The following is an 18,866-nucleotide window of genomic DNA, read 5'->3' on the forward strand; positions in this document are numbered from 1 at the left end:
TCAGGCGAAACTTGAGGTGCTTGCTCAGACTCGTAAGCGTTGATAATTTCAGCCACGACAGGATGACGCACCACGTCATTTGCTGAGAAATGCACAAAGTCAATTTGCTTGATGTGTTTGAGCTTTTCAGTCGCGTCAATCAAACCTGATTTGACTTTTTTAGGCAAATCAATCTGGCTAGCATCTCCATTGATAATCATCTTAGAGTGGAAACCTAGACGAGTCAAGAACATCTTCATTTGCATGATGGTCGTGTTTTGGGCCTCATCTAAAATGACAAAAGCGTCATCAAGCGTCCGACCACGCATATACGCCAACGGAGCAATTTCAATAATGTCGCGCTCCATGAGACGAGTGGTTTGCTCCTTGCCTAAGATTTGATAAAGGGCATCGTAAACAGGACGAAGGTAAGGGTCCACTTTTTCCTTCAAATCACCAGGCAAAAAACCTAGATTTTCACCAGCTTCAACAGCTGGACGCGTCAAAATAATGCGTTTAACCTGACCACGTTTAAGAGCCGTCACTGCCAAGGTCACCGCCAAAAAGGTCTTACCAGTCCCCGCAGGTCCAATCCCAAACACAACATCATGTGATTTGACACTATCGACATAAACCTTTTGCCCCAAAGTCTTAACACGGATAGGCTTGCCTGAATTGTCCTTGATAATTTCTTCTTCGTATAGGGCAACAAATTTATCTACCGAACCATCTTGTGCCATGCTCAAAGCTGTCACCACATCTGAAGTGTTGATGAGCATGCCACGTCCCACCAAAATCAACAAAGCTTGAATGGTCAGACGGGCTAATTCGACACTATCTTCATCATCCCCTAAAATCTGCACCCGCTCAGTTCGTGCGTGGATAATGACGCCCAAGTTATCTTCAATCAATTTTAAATGACGCTCATTTGAGCCAAACAAAGCCAACACATCATCTGGATGGCTTAACGTAATCTCAGTCGAATACTCTTGCAAATAGAGTCCCTCTTTCTTTTGTATCTGATAAACCTATTATAGCTCATTTACCACAAAAAATCACGACTTGCGTGATTTCTTGCTTATCTTTATTGAAAATGACGGTGCTAAATGAACAATAAGAAAATTCCTAATACAATATATATCTCATTGATACTAAGCCACTAAAAAATGATACTATCTCACTAAATAATAAGTAAGTAGTTGGATAAATGAGAAGTAAATTATAATATAAGGCTAAGATAAACAATTCCAACTTATTGATGCACTTATTTCTATCTGATAACTGAAAGGAAACATCATGAAAAAAACGATAATGGGTCTGATCGCGTTTAGCGCTGTGCTAACTTTAACAGCATGTAGTCATAAAAGTACTGAAAGTGCTGATACCTTTAATCAATCAACTACACAAACTATTGAAACTGGAAATATCAAAGGGAAAAAAGATACGGAAAATAATGCTTTAGAATGGCTAGGCGTTCCTTATGCACAAGCTGAACGTTGGCAAGCTCCAAAAGAAGTAGATAAATGGGACGATACTTTTGATGCAACAGAATACGGAGAAAAAGATATTCAATTTTCTAATAACGAAGTCGTCGGCTCTGAAAATAAATTAAATTTAGATATTGTACGTCCTGATACAGATGAAACAGATTTACCAGTTTTAGTCTTTTTACATGGTGGTAACAACCAAACTGGTCATGCTCAGGAAATCAAAGGAAATACTCTCGCAAATGATTTAAACGCAGTCTATGTGTCTGTTAATTACCGATTAGGAGCATTAGGTTTCAATCCTCTGGATGCTTTAAAAACTGGATCAGATGAAGAAAATTCTGGTAATTTTGCGTTACTGGATATCGCTCAAGCACTAGACTGGGTAGAAAAGAATATTGAAACCTTCGGTGGTAACAAAGATAATGTGACCTTAGCTGGATTTTCAGCAGGAGGTCGAGATGTTATGGCCACTTTAATTTCACCTACTTTCAAAGGAAAATATGACAAGGCAATCTCCTTTAGCGGTGGAATGACACTTTCAGATGAAGAGGAAAGTCAAGAGATTTTCGCAACAGCTATTGCACCTTTAGTTGTTGAAGATGGCCTACAACCAACTGAAGAAGATGCTAAAAACTGGCTCCTCGAAGATAATAATGAAATTGCTGATTATCTCAAAAATCTTTCTGCTGATCGTTTAGCTCCATTTATGGGAAATGCAGGTATTCGCATGTCTGTTTTCCCACATCTTTATAAAGATGGAACTGTTATTCCAGAAGAAGGCTTTGAGACTGAAACATTCAACGATGTGCCGCTTATGCTTGTCACTGGAACTAATGAATTTTCACTCTTTATTGCATCAGATGAGCGCTTCGCAGAGGATTTTAATAGTGGGGACTTATTCCAAGATGAACAAAAACAAGCAGAATTTGACTATTCAAGAAATTACGGTGGTCAACTTTACAGACTTTCAAATGGGGTTGACAGTGCACGAAAATTAGCAGGAAAATATAATTCAGATATCTATATTTCAGAAATTTTCTATGGCGATGATTCAAATGTAACACCTCAATTAGCATCAACTCTAGGAGCTTTTCACGGTATCTTTAAAGCAATGCTTCAAACTCCGTCAAACTATGCTGCATTTATTGGAGAAGAATTTGATAACGATGGTGCTAAGGACATGTCAAGTGACTTTAAGGCTTACCTGAAAAACTTCTTAGCCTCAGGTAATCCAAACGATAAAAATTTGGTTAATTGGCCAAAATGGTCAGAGCAAAGCGAAGTCCTATCAATTTCTGCTACTGAAAATGCTAAAGACATTAAAGCAGCGACTGATAGTGAGACTGCCAGTGATATTTTAGAAAAAATGCAAGCGGACACTACCTTATCTGAAGGGGTAAAAAATGAATTGAATACAACTGTATTAAGTGGTCGCTGGTTCTCCGCTCCCCTTGATGAAATCTATTCTAGTCAAGAAGAGCAAGTTGTTAAAAATTAACTCATAATTAAAAGCAATAGCCTCAGTGCTATTGCTTTTATATTAACAATAATACCAATAATTCATTTATTAGAAAAAGTGCTAAAAAAGAGAGGTTATAACCTCTCAATGTGCTAAATAATCTTCCCAAATCTGGTCAAAGTCACTAAGATTGAAGGTGAAGTCCGCCTCATTTTCCAAATAAGTGCTGATAACTTCAAAATCATCGCTATGCTTTGGGAAAGTTGAATCTTCAAATACCAAGTCCGCTAAAATAGCGACAGGTTCGTGACTTTTGGGGTTACGCTGGGTCATTAACCAGGTATAAAATGATTTTCTCATTGCCAATACTCCTTTAAAAACTGATGTCGGATGGCGCTACTTTGGGCATAGCGTTCAGGGTTCTTTTTGTAGAAACCTTGGTGATAGTCCTCAGCCACGTAAAATGCTTGTGCAGGTTCAATCGTCGTCACGATAGGTGAATGAAAACGTCCTGACTCTTGTAGGGCTTGTTTGGATTGCTCTGCGATGCGACGTTGCTTGTCGTTTTCATAAAAAATCACGGGACGGTAATTATCACCGCGGTCCTCAAATTGCCCAAACGCATCCGTCGGATCTGTCTGTGCCCAGTAAATCTCCACCAAATCCGCATAAGAAATAATGTGCTCATCAAAAATAATCTCAACTGCTTCGGTATGCCCTGTCTGGTGGGCTTTGACTTGCTCATAAGTTGGATGAGGCACATGACCTCCAGTGTAGCCCGAACGCACAGATAAAATACCATCTAATTCCTCAAAAGGCTGCACCATGCACCAAAAACACCCACCTGCAAAAATCGCTCGTTCCATTCTAGCACCTCCAAAAATAATGTTTCTATTATAACATAAGACTTTCAAAAAAAGAGCGTGTTAGACCATTTCTAACACAACTCTTTTTGATAAAGCCTTTAATCGATTAATTCTGTTCCAAGGGCATCTTGTTTGACTTTCTTAGCTTTCATCAAACCACCCAAAGCTTTTTTAAATTGTCCTTTTGAAATACCAAAAGTAGCCTTGATATCCTCTGGTGATGACTTGTCATTCAAGGTCATAAAGCCACCATTTGACTGCAAATAAGTCAAAATCATCTGCGAATCATTTTCCAACATTTCAAAAGAACGCGGTTTTAACGAAAGGTTTAGCGTGCAGTCAACAGCACGATAACCAATGACGCGAGCCGTTACTTCTTCCCCAAGACGTGGTTCCGCATAGCGCTCACTTGGATGGATAAAACCAAGCATATTATTATCTGGCAGGTAAACAAACGTTCCTGACAATTTCAAACGGTAAACAATTGCGCGTAACTTCTCATTTTGCATATTGTCATAAGCTGGTCCTGAGAGTTTTTGGAAAACTTCAGGTTCTGCTGGAATGGCCCAAATGCGGTCTTTTTTATCCACATCCAAACGAACATAAAGCTTGTCACCCTTCTTAGGCCAAAGTTCTTTTAAATCAGGCAAAACGTCTAGCGAAACGACAAATTGTTTGTCTGGCAGACCTGTGTCTAGGAAAACACCGAGGTCGCGACGCACTTCTGTCACAACGCCCCAACCATAGCTAGTGCGTGTTGCTGCCACATCTGCAGTTGTCAGACGTGTTTTTTGGTGCAAATCCGTGTAAGCAAAGCCCTTGACCATATCTCCGATAGCGTGTGAACCCTCGCTCTTATCCAAAGTGAAAGTCACTCCATCTTTTTGAACAAAATAGGCTTTTGCATTTTCATCAATTACCAAACCAGTGATAACCGTAGCAAGTAGTTTATTCATGTTTTTTTCCTTTATCATAGAAAAGAGAGTGGAATCTCCACCCCCTTACCTTTGTCTTATAGAGATGACATTAGACTTCTAGCAATTCTTTTTCTTTGTTAGCAGTCATGCTGTCAATGTGTTTCACAGCTTCGTCAGTAACTTTTTGAATATCTTTTTCAAGCACTTTCAATTCGTCTTCTGTGATTTCTTTGGCTTTTTCTTGTTTTTTAGCTTCGTCCATCGCATCACGGCGGATGTTACGGATAGCAATTTTGGCACTTTCACCAACTTTTTTCACTTCTTTAGCCAAATCTTTACGTGTTTCTTCTGTCAATGCTGGAATAACAAGACGGATCACTGAACCATCATTGGCAGGGTTAATACCAAGGTCAGAAGCGTTGATCGCATGCTCAATGTCTTTCAAAACAGATTTGTCAAATGGAGAAATCAAGAGAACACGCGCTTCTGGAACGGTAATAGAAGCCAATTGGTTCAAAGGTGTTGGTGCGCCGTAGTATTCCACTTGAATACGGTCTAAGAGTGACGCGTTAGCACGTCCAGCACGAATAGAAGCAAATTCACGCGCCAAAGCACTGTGTGATTGTTCAAAGCGTTCTTTCGCTTTTTCAATAATAGCATTAGCCATAAGTCAGTATTATCCTCGTTTCTTGTTTTTTTAAAATAGTAGAGCCAACTCTTAATGGTTGTGGTGGTCTGCTTTGTTAGAAACCGTTGTCCCGATAGCTTCACCAAAGACCACACGTTTGATGTTACCAGGTTCGTTCATGTTAAAGACAACTAAGTCAATATCGTTGTCCATTGAAAGGGTAGAGGCAGTAGCATCCATGATTTTAAGACCACGTTTAATCACTTCAACGTGTGTTAATTCGTCGAATTTAACTGCATTGGCATCTTTCTTAGGATCTGCGTTGTAAACCCCATCAACACCATTTTTCGCCATCAAAATAGCTTCTGCTTCGATTTCAGCAGCACGAAGGGCAGCTGTTGTATCTGTTGAGAAATAAGGTGAACCGATACCCGCACCAAAGATAACGATACGACCTTTTTCAAGATGACGAAGGGCACGTCCACGAATATAAGGTTCCGCAACATTTTGCATTGGGATAGCTGTTTGAACACGAGTGTCCACACCATATTGTTGCAAGCTATCAGCCATAACAAGGGCATTCATGACTGTTCCTAACATTCCAGTGTAGTCTGCCTGTACGCGATCCATACCAGCTGCCGCAGCTGGTTCACCACGCCAAAGGTTTCCACCACCGATAACCAAGGCAATTTCAACACCTGAATCATGAACTTCAGCAATTTCTTTTGCGATAGCTTGAACAGTGGCAAGGTCAATACCCACACCCTTATCACCAGCCAAAGCTTCTCCAGACAACTTAATTAAAATACGTTTATACTTAGGTTCCACTACACGTTACTCCTTCTTTTATCCCTACTATTTTATCATAAATTGCTTATTTTACCTAGCAAAATATCTCATTTTTAACGATTCAATACTCGCCAGTCCCTAAGGTACAGCGTTAAAAAATTTTTTGACACAGCTCATAAAAAAATCCGCTTCAGCAAAACGGAAACGGATTTTTTCTGTCATATCATTACATTAGAATGAGCTTGGATCTACTTTGATACCGACACCTTGAGTTGTTGTGATAGACAAGTTAGTCATGTAAGTACCTTTAGCAGTAGCTGGTTTAGATTTCACGATAACATCGTGGAATGCTTTGAAGTTTTCAACCAATTTGTCTGCGTCGAATGATACTTTACCGATGATAGCTTGTACGTTACCAGCTTTATCAGCACGGTAAGTGATTTTACCACCTTTAGACTCTTCAACTGCTTTAGCAACGTCCATAGTTACTGTACCAGTTTTAGGGTTTGGCATAAGGTTACGAGGTCCAAGGACACGTCCAAGACGTCCAACGATAGCCATCATATCTGGTGTTGCGATAACAACGTCGAAATCAAGCCAACCATCGTTGATTTTAGCAACAAGGTCATCTTCACCAACGAAGTCTGCACCAGCAGCTTTTGCTTCTTCAGCTTTAGCACCACGTGCGAAAACAAGCACACGTTGTGTTTTACCAGTACCGTTTGGCAATACCATTGCACCACGGATTTGTTGGTCAGCTTTACGAACGTCAATATTAAGTTTATATGCAACTTCTACAGATGCATCAAATTTTGCGAAGTTAGTTTCTTTTGCAAGCGCCACAGCTTCTTCTACGCTGTATGCTTTAGTGCTGTCAATTTTTTCAAGTGCAGCACGCATTTGTTTGCTTTTTTTAGCCATTTAAAATTCTCCTTGTAATGTGGTCATATCGATTTGATTTAAAATCTCCCACGTCACTCATCAAATCATGATGAAGTCTTGCGGGTCTAGTGTGAGTGATTTTTCGGTCTAGCAACCAAATTCAGTCACAATTTGGGTGTCATTGATTAATCAACAACAGTGAATCCCATAGAACGAGCAGTACCTTCAATCATACGCATTGCAGATTCAATATTTGCAGCGTTTAAGTCTGGCATTTTAGTTTCAGCAATTTCTTGTACTTGTGCACGAGTAACTGTTGCAACTTTTGTTGTGTTAGGTGTTCCTGAACCTTTTTCAACACCTGCAGCTTTTTTCAAAAGAACAGCAGCTGGTGGTGTTTTTGTAACGAAATCAAATGATTTGTCTTCATACACTGAGATAACAACTGGGATGATCATGCCAGCTTGATCAGCTGTACGTGCGTTAAATTCTTTAGTGAATCCCATGATGTTAATACCTGCTTGACCAAGAGCTGGACCAACTGGTGGAGCTGGTGTCGCTTTACCAGCAGGAATTTGAAGTTTAACAACTTTTTCGACTTTTTTAGCCATTTTTAAATCCTCCTGTTGTGGTTTTGGCGGTAATTAAGATTTTTACCTCCCACAGATATGCTCAATCGCATACTTTACCATTATACAGGAATTCAGGGAAAAAGCAAGCTATTTAGCTCATTATTTTTCAAAAAAATCTTCCCCTTTTTTTGAGAGCAAAGGAAATTTGAGGAAAAAGGCTCTAATCATTTACATCTTCAGGGTTTCGGTATAAAATATAGGACATGGTATATAAATTATTTTCGATTGCTTTTTTGGTGCTGACGCCGCTTTTTTCTTACATTTTGGTTACCTTTTTTAACTTAAAACGCTTTGGGATCTTGTTTACAGACCTGTCTTTTCCCTTGTTTGCACTTGAAATTGCTTTAGTGGCAATGCAATCTTTGACATTAGATGTTTTCTTTTACTACTTGATTTGCCTATCTTTGTTGGCTTTGATTTTGAGCATTACTTTTTTGAAACGTTACCACGCTTTTTCTTATCGCCGCTTTTTGAAATTTTTCTGGCGGTCAGGGTTTATTTTGACAGCTATTTTTTATGTCATTGAGTTGATTTTAGTCTTTACAATTGGACGCTAAAAAAACGTTAGCTTTACAGCTAACGCTTTTTTAGTCTTCCGATGTTGCAGTAGTCATCAAAACTTTTCGAGGTTTGGTTCCTTCGGCGGGCCCGATGACACCAGCAGCTTCTAATTCATCCATTAAACGAGTAGCACGGTTAAAGCCTACTGACAAACGGCGTTGGAGCATTGAGGCACTGGCTTTTTGGGTTTCAAGCACTAAAGCCTTAGCGTCTTCAAATAGGGGATCACCTTCTTGAGCGCTGCTGCCATTTCCTGATTTCAAATCAGCCTCAGACACATCACCTGGGTCAAAACTATCGTCATATTCGGCGTCAGCTTGATTTTTAATAAAGCTAACAATATGCTCCACATCGTCATCTGAAATGAAAGAACCTTGCAAACGGACAGGGTGATTTTCATCAATCGGTTTAAAGAGCATGTCCCCACGTCCCAAAAGTTTTTCAGCGCCGTTTTCATCCAAAATCGTACGGCTATCGGTCCCTGATGACACGGCAAAGGCAATCCGCGATGGCACATTGGCCTTAATCAAACCGCTAATAACATCAACAGATGGGCGTTGGGTTGCTAAAATCATGTGAATACCTGCCGCACGCGCTTTTTGCCCCAAACGAATGATGGCATCTTCCACTTCTTTGCTGGCAACCATCATCAAATCTGCCAACTCATCCACAATAACCACAATCAAAGGTAGTGGAATGTGTTTTTGGTCAGATTGTTTGTTAAACTCTTCAACCTTGGCATTGTAACCTGCAATATTGCGAACGCCAAAATGGCTAAAGAGTTCATAACGGTTTTCCATTTCATCCACCACTTTTTGCAAGGCTCTAGCTGCCTTACGAGGGTTGGTTACCACAGGAATCAACAAATGGGGAATATCATTGTAAACCGATAATTCAACCATTTTGGGGTCAATCATCATGAATTTGACTTGGTCAGGTCGTGCTTTCATCAAAATGCTAGCAATGATGCCATTGACCGCAACAGATTTTCCTGAACCCGTTGAACCAGCTACGAGCAGGTGAGGCATACGAGCCAAGTCAAAGGTGCGTGCCGTACCGTTGACTGCTTTTCCAAGGGGAACTTCCAACAATTTATTCGGGTCAGTATTGGATTGCTCCCATAATTCACGGAAAGTAACCGTGGCAATTTCAGAATTCGGTACTTCAATACCGACTAAGGATTTACCTGGAATAGGGGCTTCGATACGTACATCTTTAGCAGCCAAGGCTAGGGCTAGATCATCTGCCAAATTGGAAATGCGGTTGACACGCACACCAACGGCTGGTTTGACTTCGTACTTGGTTACCGATGGGCCAATTTCAGCACGTTCTACCTTGACATCAATACCAAAGCTGGTAAAGGTGTCCTCTAACACCTTGATATTATGACGGACAATGCTTTTTTCCTTGGATTGATTTTTAGGCTTGTCTGGTGCAAACAAATCAATCGTTGGCAAGGTGTAATGCAGGGCTGTTTTTGCCGTAAAATCAACGTCCAAAGGTTCGTCAGCTTGTTCTTCTTGCTCAGGTAGATCAGCGGCTTGTTGATCATCATCCGTCACAACTCCTTGGTCATAAGACAAGATTTCAGGCTCTGTGTCTGAAGGTTGGGGCACTTTGTCAGGCTCTGTTGCAGGCATGTCAACATTGGCTGAATCAGTCAAAATTTCGCCTGTTTCGAGATCCACTTCAAGCTGGGCCAAACGTTCTTCTTCTGCTGCTTTTTGTTCCTGCTCAGCACGTTTTTGCTCAGCTCTAGCTTTTTTCTCCTCACGTTTCACAAAGCGTTTTTGCTTGTGCAATTCATACCTCGAAGCAAGAGTCTGTCCTCTAGCTTTGACAAAATCAGCAATATCGTACAAATCCCACGGCGTCATCAAATAAATTCCCAAAAGAATAAACAAGCTACCAATCAAGAAGGTTCCAATATTGGAAAAAAGAAAGGAAACGGGCATGTAAAGTAAAGCCCCAATCATCCCCCCACCAACAAAGTGGCTGACTTTAAAATGAAGAATGTCATTAAAAAGCAAGGAAGCCGTTGTGGATAAAACAGGCTTGTCATGATAAGCTGATAGTGAAAATAAATAGGCCTGCCACTCCAATAACATACCAATCATAAACACCACAAAACCACCCACAAGACCGACTTGTTTGTGGAACCATTTAAAACCGATAAAATAAGCCAAAATAGCCAGCATAACCAGATAAGCAAGGCTACCAACGGCAAAGCGCATGAGGTTATAAACCGTAACGCCAAAAATCCCCAGCCGTGTCACTGCAAAGAAAAAGACTATAATCAGAATAATAGTCCCTATAAAGCGTTGCAAGGCTTGTTGTCTTTTTATTTCTGCTTTGGTTGGTCGGCGCGTTTTACGACCTTTTTTTCTATTTTTTGATTTTGCCATGAGTTTATTATAGCATTTTTTAAACTTTTAGGTTATTGAAAACAAAATATGGTAGAATAGCTTAGTTGAGTTTGCTTAGAGCTCAATGAATTTTGACAAATAACCCTATCAACACAGCTTTAAGATACATATTTAGGAGTTTACATGAAAAAAACAATCCCATTGCTTGTTATAATGCTTAGTTTGGTAAGCCTATCAGGTTGTAGCCAATTGACCAAAGCCATTCGAGGAGAAGATTACGTCAATGCCAAAGCATCTGCTTCAGCCGCTTCTGCTTCAAAAAGTGCCAGTGCATCGTCCTCAAAAGCCTACCAAAAAGAATTAAAAAAAGCTTTGAGTGCTGATACGTCAGCTTTTCCACAATTATCTAATGACGTCACTGACAACGAGTCAGAAGTCCTCATGCACACCTCTGAAGGTGACATCACCATCAAGTTATTTCCAAAATATGCTCCACTCGCTGTGGAAAACTTTCTCACTCACGCCAAAGAAGGCTATTACAACGGTGTGCTATTTCACCGCGTGATTTCTGATTTTATGATTCAATCAGGTGACCCTAAAGGAGATGGCACAGGCGGAGAATCTATCTGGAAAAATAAGGATAAGAGCATTGATTCTGGCAATGGTTTTAAAAATGAAATCTCACCTTACCTCTACAACATTCGCGGGGCGATTGCCATGGCAAATGCTGGTGCAGACACCAATGGCAGTCAATTTTTCATCAATCAAAATACAGATGACCAATCGCAAAAACTCTCATCATCAAGCTACCCAGAACCCATTATTGGAGCTTATGCTAAAGGTGGTAATCCAGGCTTAGATGGCAATTACACCGTTTTTGGGCAAGTAATTGATGGCATGGACGTTGTGGATAAGATTGCTCAAACCGCGACCGATGACAACGACAAGCCAACAACCGATGTTACCATCACATCAATTGATATTCTAAAAGACAGTTCTTCACAAAAGGACTAAGGATAACCCTTAAAAAATCAAGTAAGCCTAGCGACTTGATTTTTTTGCTTATGTTGGATTGATGAACAGGAATAAGTGATTTTTTGGTATAATAGAAAGGATAGAAAGCGAGATTATATGACGCCAAATAAAGAAGATTATCTTAAATGTATTAACGAACTTGGAGAAAGTCAAGCCAAGGTAACCAATAAAGGCATCGCTGAATTGATGGGCGTTTCAGCACCAGCCGTTTCTGAAATGGTCAAAAAAATGAGCAACGAAGCCCTCATTGCCAAAGACCAAAAAGTAGGCTATCACTTGACACCAAAAGGTTTGCTCTTGGTTTCTGAATTGTACCGCAAACACCGCTTGATTGAAGTCTTTCTAGCCAATGAGTTGCATTATAGCCCTGATGAAATTCACCAAGAAGCCGAAGTTTTGGAGCACACAGTTTCCACTACATTCATCGACCGTTTAGAAGAAAGTCTAGGTTTTCCAAAATTCTGCCCGCACGGTGGAACCATTCCGCAAAAGGGAGAATTATTGCAAGAAATTCACCGTCAGCCACTCAATCATATCTCAGAATTGGGTACTTATCGCATTTGCCGAGTTCATGATGAGGTGCATTTGTTAAACTATTTGCAAGAGCATCACTTGACCATCAATGATGTTGTGGAGTTGGTTAAACAAGATAGCTACGCCAAGACCCACACACTTATCCACAACTCACAAACCTTGATTATTCCAGAACGCGTCGCCGAACAAATTTACCTCGAAAAAATCGAATCTCTTTAACAGCAAAACATCAGCGTTTTACTGTTTTTTTGTTGTTTTGTAAATTTTATCAAACCCTGCTGCAAAAGGATTTATGGAAGTTTTACAAAAGGCGGTTAGGGAGTTTACATTCATTTGCTAGAATAAGAATCAAGACCAAGGTCTAAAAATTATTAACGAGGTTCTTATGAAAAAAAGTTCAAAATATTTGGCACGCTTAGGGGTGACCTTACTGGTTTCTAGCACCTTGCTAGCTGCTTGTAGTTCAACAACATCATCAGGCAATAAGCTGAAATTAGATACAGAAGCCGCAAACAGCACAAGCTTGGCAAAAGAAACAGCTAACGGTAAAGACGTGCAAATGTACGATACTAGCCGTGCAAAAATGGAAGACCATTCTAAAGTCAATTCTAACCAAGCTAAATATGTTTTCCTTTTCATCGGTGACGGGATGGGGGTAACTCCTGTAACGGCTGCTGAAGATTATCTTGGCTACACACAAACAAACAAAGGCGAAGTTTACCCAGATCGTATGAACTTTACTGAAATGCCAGTTGTTGGTCTGAAAACACAATACGACTGTTCTTCATTCATTCCTGATTCAGCGGCTACGGCTACGGCTTTTGCAACTGGAATTAAGACCCAAAGTAAAGTCATCGGTTTGACAGGCGATTTGGAAAAATCTGCTGATTCTGTGGCTGAAAAAGCCAAACGTGCTGGCAAAGCTGTCGGAATTGTAACCAATGTAACGCTTAACCACGCAACTCCTGCTGCTTTCTACGCAAATGTTGAGTCTCGTAAATCTTACTACGATATCGGACTTCAAATGGCAGAATCAGGTTTTGACTACTTTGCTGGTGGTTCACTTGGACAGCGTACTGGTAAAGATGAGGACCAAAAGGACCTTTATGAAGTCATGGAAGAAAATGGCTACACTATCGCTGATACTAAAGAAAAAGCAGAGAAAATAAATGCTGACTCTGAAAAAGTTTACCTAGTATCTGAGCGTTTACAAGATAGCGATTCAATGCCTTATACCATTGACCAAGAAGAAGGTGACCAAACCCTTAGCGACATGGTAGCTAAAGGAATTGAAGTCATGGAAGATGATCCTGAAGGTTTCTTCATGATGGTTGAAGGTGGAAAAGTGGACTGGGCTGAGCACGCCAATGACGGTCTAACAGCTATTCACGAAGTACTTGGTTTTGAAGAGTCAATTCAAACAGCGATTGACTTCTACAACGAGCATCCTGACGAAACCTTGATCGTTGTAACGGCAGACCATGCAACTGGTGGTTTCACAATTGGTAATGGTTCAACAGGAAATAGCACTTATTTTGATCTTTTAACTAACCAAAAAGGGTCACAAGTTGCCTTTGCCGATTTGACTACTGAAACTTTGGAAAAAAATCCAGATTTGACCTTCGAAGAATTTGCGCCACAAATTGAAGACTACTTCGGCTTAGTCTTGGATCCAGATGCGCCATCTGAAGACGTTACAAACGCTGAAAGCGAAGCTTACGCGGAAGAACTAGCTAAAAACAGACTTAAATGCTCTAAAGAAGAGTACAACGAGTTAAAAACAGCCTTTGATGAAACTAAAAAATCAGAAGATGAGCAAAATGTAAGCTACGGTGGCTACGTTCCAATTGCTATCACGGCTACTCGTTTGCTAGACAAAAAAGCTGGCTTGGCTTGGACAACAACTGACCACTCTGGTGACAAAGTTCCTGTCTATGCTATGGGTTCAGGTGCCAAAATGTTTGACGGTGAGTACGATGATACTGACATCAGTATTCGTTTAGGAGAGGCCATGGGCTTCAACGGCGATTCAAAAGACGCTGAAGAACAAGTTGAAACAGAAACTAAAAAACCAACTGGAGTCGGACTAAAACAAGCTGACAAATAAAGCAAAAAAAGAAGAAAATACCACTCGGTACTTTCTTCTTTTTTAGGTTTAGATGCTATTTAAGCTAATTTTTCTAAGAAGGCTAACAAAATCTCAGCAGATTGTTTACCTGCTGCAATGATAAATTCATCAAAGGTAATGTTAGCATCGTGGGCTGCGGTGTCAGACATGGCACGCACAACAACAAATGGCTTTTTCAAACTGTGAGCGGCTTGGGCAATTGCAGCCCCTTCCATTTCAACCGCTAAAACCTGTGGGAAAACAGATTTGATGGCATCAATTTTATCTTGGCCAGCGATAAAAGAATCTCCTGTCGCAATCAAACCAATATGGCTTGGCACGTCTGCTTCACTCAAGACTTGCTCAAACGTTTCCACGAATGTTTTATCAGATTCAAAATACAAAGGTTGCATAGACATTTGACCGTAGTCATAGCCAAAGGCTGTCAAATCAACATCGTGGTAAGCTAAAGTGTCAGCCACAACAACATCGCCAATTTGCAAACCTTCTGCAACAGCGCCAGCTGACCCTGTGTTAATCAAGGCATCCACTCCAAAATGGTCCGCCAAAATGGCAACCGACATAGCTGACATGACTTTTCCGACACCTGATTGCACCAAGACAACTTGATGACGGCCCAGTTTTCCTTCGTAATACGTGTTTCCTAAAACATGGTGTTCGACTTTATTTTCCAAATGGTCTACAAGAAGTCGTAATTCTTGCTCCATTGCTGCTATAATTCCAATTTTCATCACATCTTCGCACACCGCTTAAGCAGTGGCTTGTCCTCCTTTTCTCGCTTTCTTAGAGTTTAAACACAGCGTAGAATAACGCCACTAGCAAAAGAAAGATAATCAATATCGCCAAGTTTAATTTGCGTTGAAAACGGCTTCGCTTGACATTTTCAATCCGACGGCTTTTATAGACGAACTGATCCTTTTGCTTGCGGTTGGTCCATCTTTCTAAAAAGCCTCTGTCAGCATACTCTTCAGGCGGTATAATGCTGTCGTAACGATCTGTCCGAATAACTTTCGTTTCTTCATCGTCAGTCATCATGTCATCATAAAAAAGTTCACCACGGTTAGCACGCTCGATTATCTCGTCTGTTAAAAGTGGTTTTCCCATTACAAGTTTCCTCCAAATGTTAACGCGTAATATTGTAGGGCGATAATCGTTTTAGCATCCTCGATAGCTCCCGAAGCAACCAAATCCATGCATTCTGCATAAGTCAACTCCAAGATTTCAAGGACTTCATCGTCATCTTGCGGACGAGGATTCGGCACTTTTTGCAAATCAGTTCCAAGATACAATCTGATTTTTTCATTGCAAAAGCCTGTTGCAGTGTAAAAATCATAGATTTTTGTTAATTGTCCTGAGTAGCCTGTTTCTTCTTCCAATTCACGCGCCGCAGCTTCTTGCTCATGCTGAGCTTCACCAGCTTCCAATTTCCCTGCTGGAATTTCATAAGACACTTTTTCAATCGCCTTGCGGTACTGCTTAACCAAGACAATGCGATTGTCCTTGGTCACTGGCAAAACGGCCACCGCCCCACCGTGAAAAATCAATTCCCGTTTAGCTTGCCCTAATTGATTAGGCAATTCCACGTCATCCACGACAACCTTAAAAATATGCCCATCAAAAACCTCAGTGCGTTTAATTGTTTTTTCCTCAAAATCCATCTGCTCTACCTTTAAAATACCTTTCACGTTTGATTCTACTATAAATTTGCCAGAAATGCCATTATTGTCAAAATATCCTTACTATGATAACGCAAAAATGCTAAAAAAATCTAAAAGCGCAAGGCAAATAAAGAACCTGAGACCCTCATCTCAGATTCCATGCTATTACGATTTCTTTTTATTGTTTGGGTGGTGAGGTTTGTTGAGGGCATAGCCAGCTTTGTTGACTTGGCGTCCGCGTCCGATAGCTAAGGCGTCTTTTTCAATATCCATAGAAATGGTAGAACCCGCAGCTGTCAAGGCATTGTCACCAATAGTAAGAGGAGCAATGATGGTCGAATTGCTTCCTACAAAAGCGTTGTTACCGATGGTGGTCTTGAATTTGTGCTGGCCATCATAGTTGGCAATAATCGTACCTGCACCAAAATTCACGTCGTGTCCTACGGTCGCATTGCCAATATAAGTCAAATGCCCTGCTTTAGTATCCTCACCAACAAGTGATGACTTAACTTCGACGAAGTTACCAATATGAACATTCTTTTCAAGGGTTGAATCAGGACGAACATGGGCAAATGGACCAATGGTTACGCCGTCTTTTACAACAGATTGTTCAATCATTGAGTTGGTAATCACGACTTGCTCACCAATAGTTGCATCAACAAGATAAGTGCCATTAGTCAAGACTGAGCCTGTACCGATTGTTGTGTGGCCTTTTAGAGTGACATTGGCTTCGATAGTGACATCAGGGGCGATTTCCACATCAACGTCAATGTAAGTCGCAGCAGGATTTTGGAAGGTTACGCCATTCACCATGTGTTTGTGGTTGATACGGCGACGCATAATCTCTTCGGCAGTTGCTAGTGCCACGCGGTCATTGACCCCAAGACTTTCATCAAAATCATGAAGCACATAAGCCCCAACTTTTTCACCACTATTACGGAAAATAGAAATGACATCCGTCAAGTAATATTCCCCTTGGGCATTGTTGGTGTTAATGTTTTTGAGGGCTTCAAATAAACGTTTGTTATCAAAGACATAAGTTCCTGTATTGATTTCTTTGACTTGGCGTTCAAATTCAGAAGCGTCTTTTTGTTCAACGATTTTAAGCACTTCGCCATTTTCGTTGCGGATAATACGTCCGTAACCAAAAGGATTGTCAGCAGTAGCTGTTAAAATAGTCGCTACATTTTTATGGCTGATATGAAAATCAACCAACTGTTTCAAACTGTCACCTGTAATCAAAGGAGTATCCCCAGCGATAACAAGGGTTTGCCCCTCAAGACCAGCCAATTCTTCCTCTGCCATCATGACAGCGTGACCTGTTCCTAATTGCTCTGTTTGAAGAACAAATTCTGATTGACCTGCTAAAACGTCACGAACCATATCGGCTTTGTGCCCGATAACCGTCACGTTTTTTTCTGGATTTAAGGCTGATACAGCACGAAAAACGTGTTCTAGCATGGTCAGACCGGATACTTGATGAAGCACTTTTGGCAAGTCTGATTTCATGCGAGTTCCTTTACCAGCGGCTAAAATAATTGCATAATTTGACATGACTAATATTCCTTATAAATATAGAGTAGCGTGCGAATACTTTGTACTTTCTCACACAATCTATTCCATTATACCATAATTAACACAACTGAACGTGATTTTTAAGTTACTGATGCCACATAATTTGAACAGCTTGTTCCAAGACTTCCATAACCAAGCGGCTATGGTCTAGGGCAAGCTTGGTAGCTGTCATATTTTCTTGCTCAATAATAGCTTGAAAGGCCACAAATTCATCGTGCATTCGGTGATTGAGCGTGTTTTCGTTGATAATCGTCTTGCTTTCTTCATTGAGTGCCAGTGCTATTTCGGGCAAGGTATTGGTAGCACCAAGAATGGTCAAAGAACCTTTATTGCCCTGAATAGTTGAAGTCAGTTCTGCCGCACAATCCTTGGCACCGATACAAACCGCTTTGAAATCGCCATAGTCCATAAGCAAAATACCAGACGTATCCACCTCACGCTCCATATTAGCCAGATACTGTACCCGTTGCGGTTTCCCAAACAAGCCTACCACCAAATGAATATTATAAATATTTAAATCACGGAGGGCACCGCCACCTTTTTGTGGGTCAAAGGCTGGCGCAATTTCCCCGCGCTTGAAAGCATCATAACGCGACGAATATTGGGAATAATTACAGGTAACAATCTTAATCTCACCTAACTTGGCAAGATTGGCCTTGATAGAGGTGAAATTACCCAAATATTGATTGGTAATGGCTTCTAGCAAAATGCGTTGCTGCTGCTCGGCAATCTGAGTCAAGTCTTCAAATTCGTCTAAGGTCATTGTAAAAGGCTTCTCACAAATCACGTGTTTGCCCGCCAGCAAAGCCTTCTTGGCATAGGCATAATGAAGGTGATTCGGCAGGGCAACATAAACCGTATCAACGTTTGGATTTGCCAAAAGGCTATCATAGTCGCTAGTCGCCTGAGTGATGTCGTAAAGCTTCGCCAATTGGTGCGCTTTTTCTAAACTGCGTGGCGTTGACAAAATAGCTTCAATCGCAATGCCGTTGATTTCTTTTAAAACAGGCAAGACCTCGTCAACGATTTTTCCTGTTCCTAAAATGGCTAATTTCATGAATTTCCTCCTATCGTATCTTACTAAACTGTGGGATAAACCACTTCAAATTCTTCTAAAACGATTAAGCTTTCTGGTGTGAATGTCAACCCACATTCTTTAAAATAGGGTTTGAAAAATGCTTCGTGAACATCTCGCCAGTAAGCAAGCGATTTATCACCCTCACCTTCTTTGAAAGCATGCTTCTCCGAGACTTCTTTAAAAGGTACAACAGAGACTTTTTTAATCTGAATAATGCAAACTGCTCGGTCTTTGCTATCTAAAATCACATCATAAGACCCAACTTCAGGCAAGGGGACATTGTCAATGT

20 protein-coding genes are annotated in these 18,866 nt (G+C 40.7%); 5 read left to right on the top strand and 15 right to left on the bottom strand.

What is annotated here, in order from left to right:
• On the bottom strand, positions 1-974 hold a 974-nt coding region (locus B3R79_RS02040), incomplete at its 3' end, for a PhoH family protein (protein WP_293693462.1).
• A 301-nt stretch (positions 975-1,275) separates the two neighbouring features.
• On the opposite strand from B3R79_RS02040, the gene B3R79_RS02045 reads away from it, so the two are divergent.
• On the top strand, positions 1,276-2,967 hold the full coding sequence (locus B3R79_RS02045) for a carboxylesterase family protein (RefSeq protein ID WP_293693463.1): 1,692 nt from the start codon (positions 1,276-1,278) through the stop codon (positions 2,965-2,967).
• 105 nt (positions 2,968-3,072) lie between these two features.
• Here B3R79_RS02045 and B3R79_RS02050 read toward each other — a convergent pair whose 3' ends face one another.
• From B3R79_RS02050 to rplK, 7 genes are all read right to left on the bottom strand, one after another.
• Positions 3,073-3,288, bottom strand: coding sequence for a YozE family protein (locus tag B3R79_RS02050; RefSeq protein ID WP_154455435.1), 216 nt, complete (start codon positions 3,286-3,288; stop codon positions 3,073-3,075).
• Positions 3,285-3,794, bottom strand: a complete 510-nt coding sequence (msrA, locus tag B3R79_RS02055; protein WP_293650847.1) for a peptide-methionine (S)-S-oxide reductase MsrA — start codon at positions 3,792-3,794, stop codon at positions 3,285-3,287. Before msrA ends, B3R79_RS02050 begins: the two co-directional genes overlap by 4 nt.
• 98 nt (positions 3,795-3,892) lie before the next feature.
• On the bottom strand, positions 3,893-4,750 hold the full coding sequence (locus B3R79_RS02060; RefSeq protein WP_293693464.1) for a CvfB family protein: 858 nt from the start codon (positions 4,748-4,750) through the stop codon (positions 3,893-3,895).
• A 70-nt stretch (positions 4,751-4,820) separates the two neighbouring features.
• Complete coding sequence (frr, locus tag B3R79_RS02065) at positions 4,821-5,378, bottom strand: ribosome recycling factor (RefSeq protein WP_154455438.1); 558 nt, start codon at positions 5,376-5,378, stop codon at positions 4,821-4,823.
• A 51-nt stretch (positions 5,379-5,429) separates the two neighbouring features.
• A complete protein-coding gene (gene pyrH / locus B3R79_RS02070; protein WP_168260473.1) occupies positions 5,430-6,167 on the bottom strand; it encodes a UMP kinase in 738 nt (245 codons plus the stop codon).
• A gap of 192 nt (positions 6,168-6,359) precedes the next feature.
• Complete coding sequence (gene rplA / locus B3R79_RS02075; protein WP_154455528.1) at positions 6,360-7,049, bottom strand: 50S ribosomal protein L1; 690 nt, start codon at positions 7,047-7,049, stop codon at positions 6,360-6,362.
• Positions 7,050-7,195: 146 nt separating this feature from the next.
• Positions 7,196-7,621, bottom strand: a complete 426-nt coding sequence (gene rplK / locus B3R79_RS02080) for a 50S ribosomal protein L11 (protein WP_003065913.1) — start codon at positions 7,619-7,621, stop codon at positions 7,196-7,198.
• Positions 7,622-7,845: 224 nt separating this feature from the next.
• On the opposite strand from rplK, the gene B3R79_RS02085 reads away from it, so the two are divergent.
• Entirely contained in the window at positions 7,846-8,199 is a 354-nt protein-coding gene (locus B3R79_RS02085) for a DUF3397 family protein (RefSeq protein ID WP_168260472.1), read from the top strand.
• Between the two features lie 30 nt (positions 8,200-8,229).
• On the opposite strand, the gene B3R79_RS02090 is transcribed toward B3R79_RS02085, so the two are convergent.
• Entirely contained in the window at positions 8,230-10,608 is a 2,379-nt protein-coding gene (locus B3R79_RS02090) for an FtsK/SpoIIIE family DNA translocase (protein ID WP_293693469.1), read from the bottom strand.
• A gap of 144 nt (positions 10,609-10,752) precedes the next feature.
• Here B3R79_RS02090 and B3R79_RS02095 point away from each other — a divergent pair, with 144 nt between their 5' ends.
• From B3R79_RS02095 to B3R79_RS02105, 3 genes are all read left to right on the top strand, one after another.
• On the top strand, positions 10,753-11,583 hold the full coding sequence (locus B3R79_RS02095; protein ID WP_293693471.1) for a peptidylprolyl isomerase: 831 nt from the start codon (positions 10,753-10,755) through the stop codon (positions 11,581-11,583).
• Between the two features lie 117 nt (positions 11,584-11,700).
• On the top strand, positions 11,701-12,357 hold the full coding sequence (locus B3R79_RS02100) for a metal-dependent transcriptional regulator (protein ID WP_168260469.1): 657 nt from the start codon (positions 11,701-11,703) through the stop codon (positions 12,355-12,357).
• Positions 12,358-12,523: 166 nt separating this feature from the next.
• Positions 12,524-14,245 carry an alkaline phosphatase gene (locus B3R79_RS02105; RefSeq protein ID WP_168284677.1) on the top strand — a complete coding sequence of 574 codons (1,722 nt, stop codon included), beginning with the start codon at positions 12,524-12,526 and terminating at the stop codon, positions 14,243-14,245.
• 59 nt (positions 14,246-14,304) lie between these two features.
• Here the strand turns inward: B3R79_RS02105 and B3R79_RS02110 are convergent, their stop codons facing one another.
• The 6 genes from B3R79_RS02110 to B3R79_RS02135 all read right to left on the bottom strand — a co-directional run.
• Positions 14,305-14,997, bottom strand: coding sequence for a 5'-methylthioadenosine/adenosylhomocysteine nucleosidase (locus B3R79_RS02110; RefSeq protein ID WP_204984267.1), 693 nt, complete (start codon positions 14,995-14,997; stop codon positions 14,305-14,307).
• A 52-nt stretch (positions 14,998-15,049) separates the two neighbouring features.
• Positions 15,050-15,370, bottom strand: a complete 321-nt coding sequence (gene macP / locus B3R79_RS02115; protein WP_154455401.1) for a cell wall synthase accessory phosphoprotein MacP — start codon at positions 15,368-15,370, stop codon at positions 15,050-15,052.
• Complete coding sequence (locus B3R79_RS02120) at positions 15,370-15,924, bottom strand: NUDIX domain-containing protein (RefSeq protein WP_154455410.1); 555 nt, start codon at positions 15,922-15,924, stop codon at positions 15,370-15,372. Before B3R79_RS02120 ends, macP begins: the two co-directional genes overlap by 1 nt.
• 165 nt (positions 15,925-16,089) lie before the next feature.
• Complete coding sequence (gene glmU, locus B3R79_RS02125; protein WP_154455402.1) at positions 16,090-17,478, bottom strand: bifunctional UDP-N-acetylglucosamine diphosphorylase/glucosamine-1-phosphate N-acetyltransferase GlmU; 1,389 nt, start codon at positions 17,476-17,478, stop codon at positions 16,090-16,092.
• A 106-nt stretch (positions 17,479-17,584) separates the two neighbouring features.
• Positions 17,585-18,556, bottom strand: a complete 972-nt coding sequence (locus tag B3R79_RS02130; protein WP_293693478.1) for a Gfo/Idh/MocA family protein — start codon at positions 18,554-18,556, stop codon at positions 17,585-17,587.
• Between the two features lie 23 nt (positions 18,557-18,579).
• Positions 18,580-18,866: ASCH domain-containing protein (locus tag B3R79_RS02135; protein ID WP_293693480.1), on the bottom strand; the 287-nt coding region annotated here is incomplete at its 5' end.

The organism is Streptococcus sp. UBA3373 (assembly GCF_002360305.1).
Taxonomy (GTDB): Bacteria; Bacillota; Bacilli; order Lactobacillales; family Streptococcaceae; genus Streptococcus; species Streptococcus alactolyticus.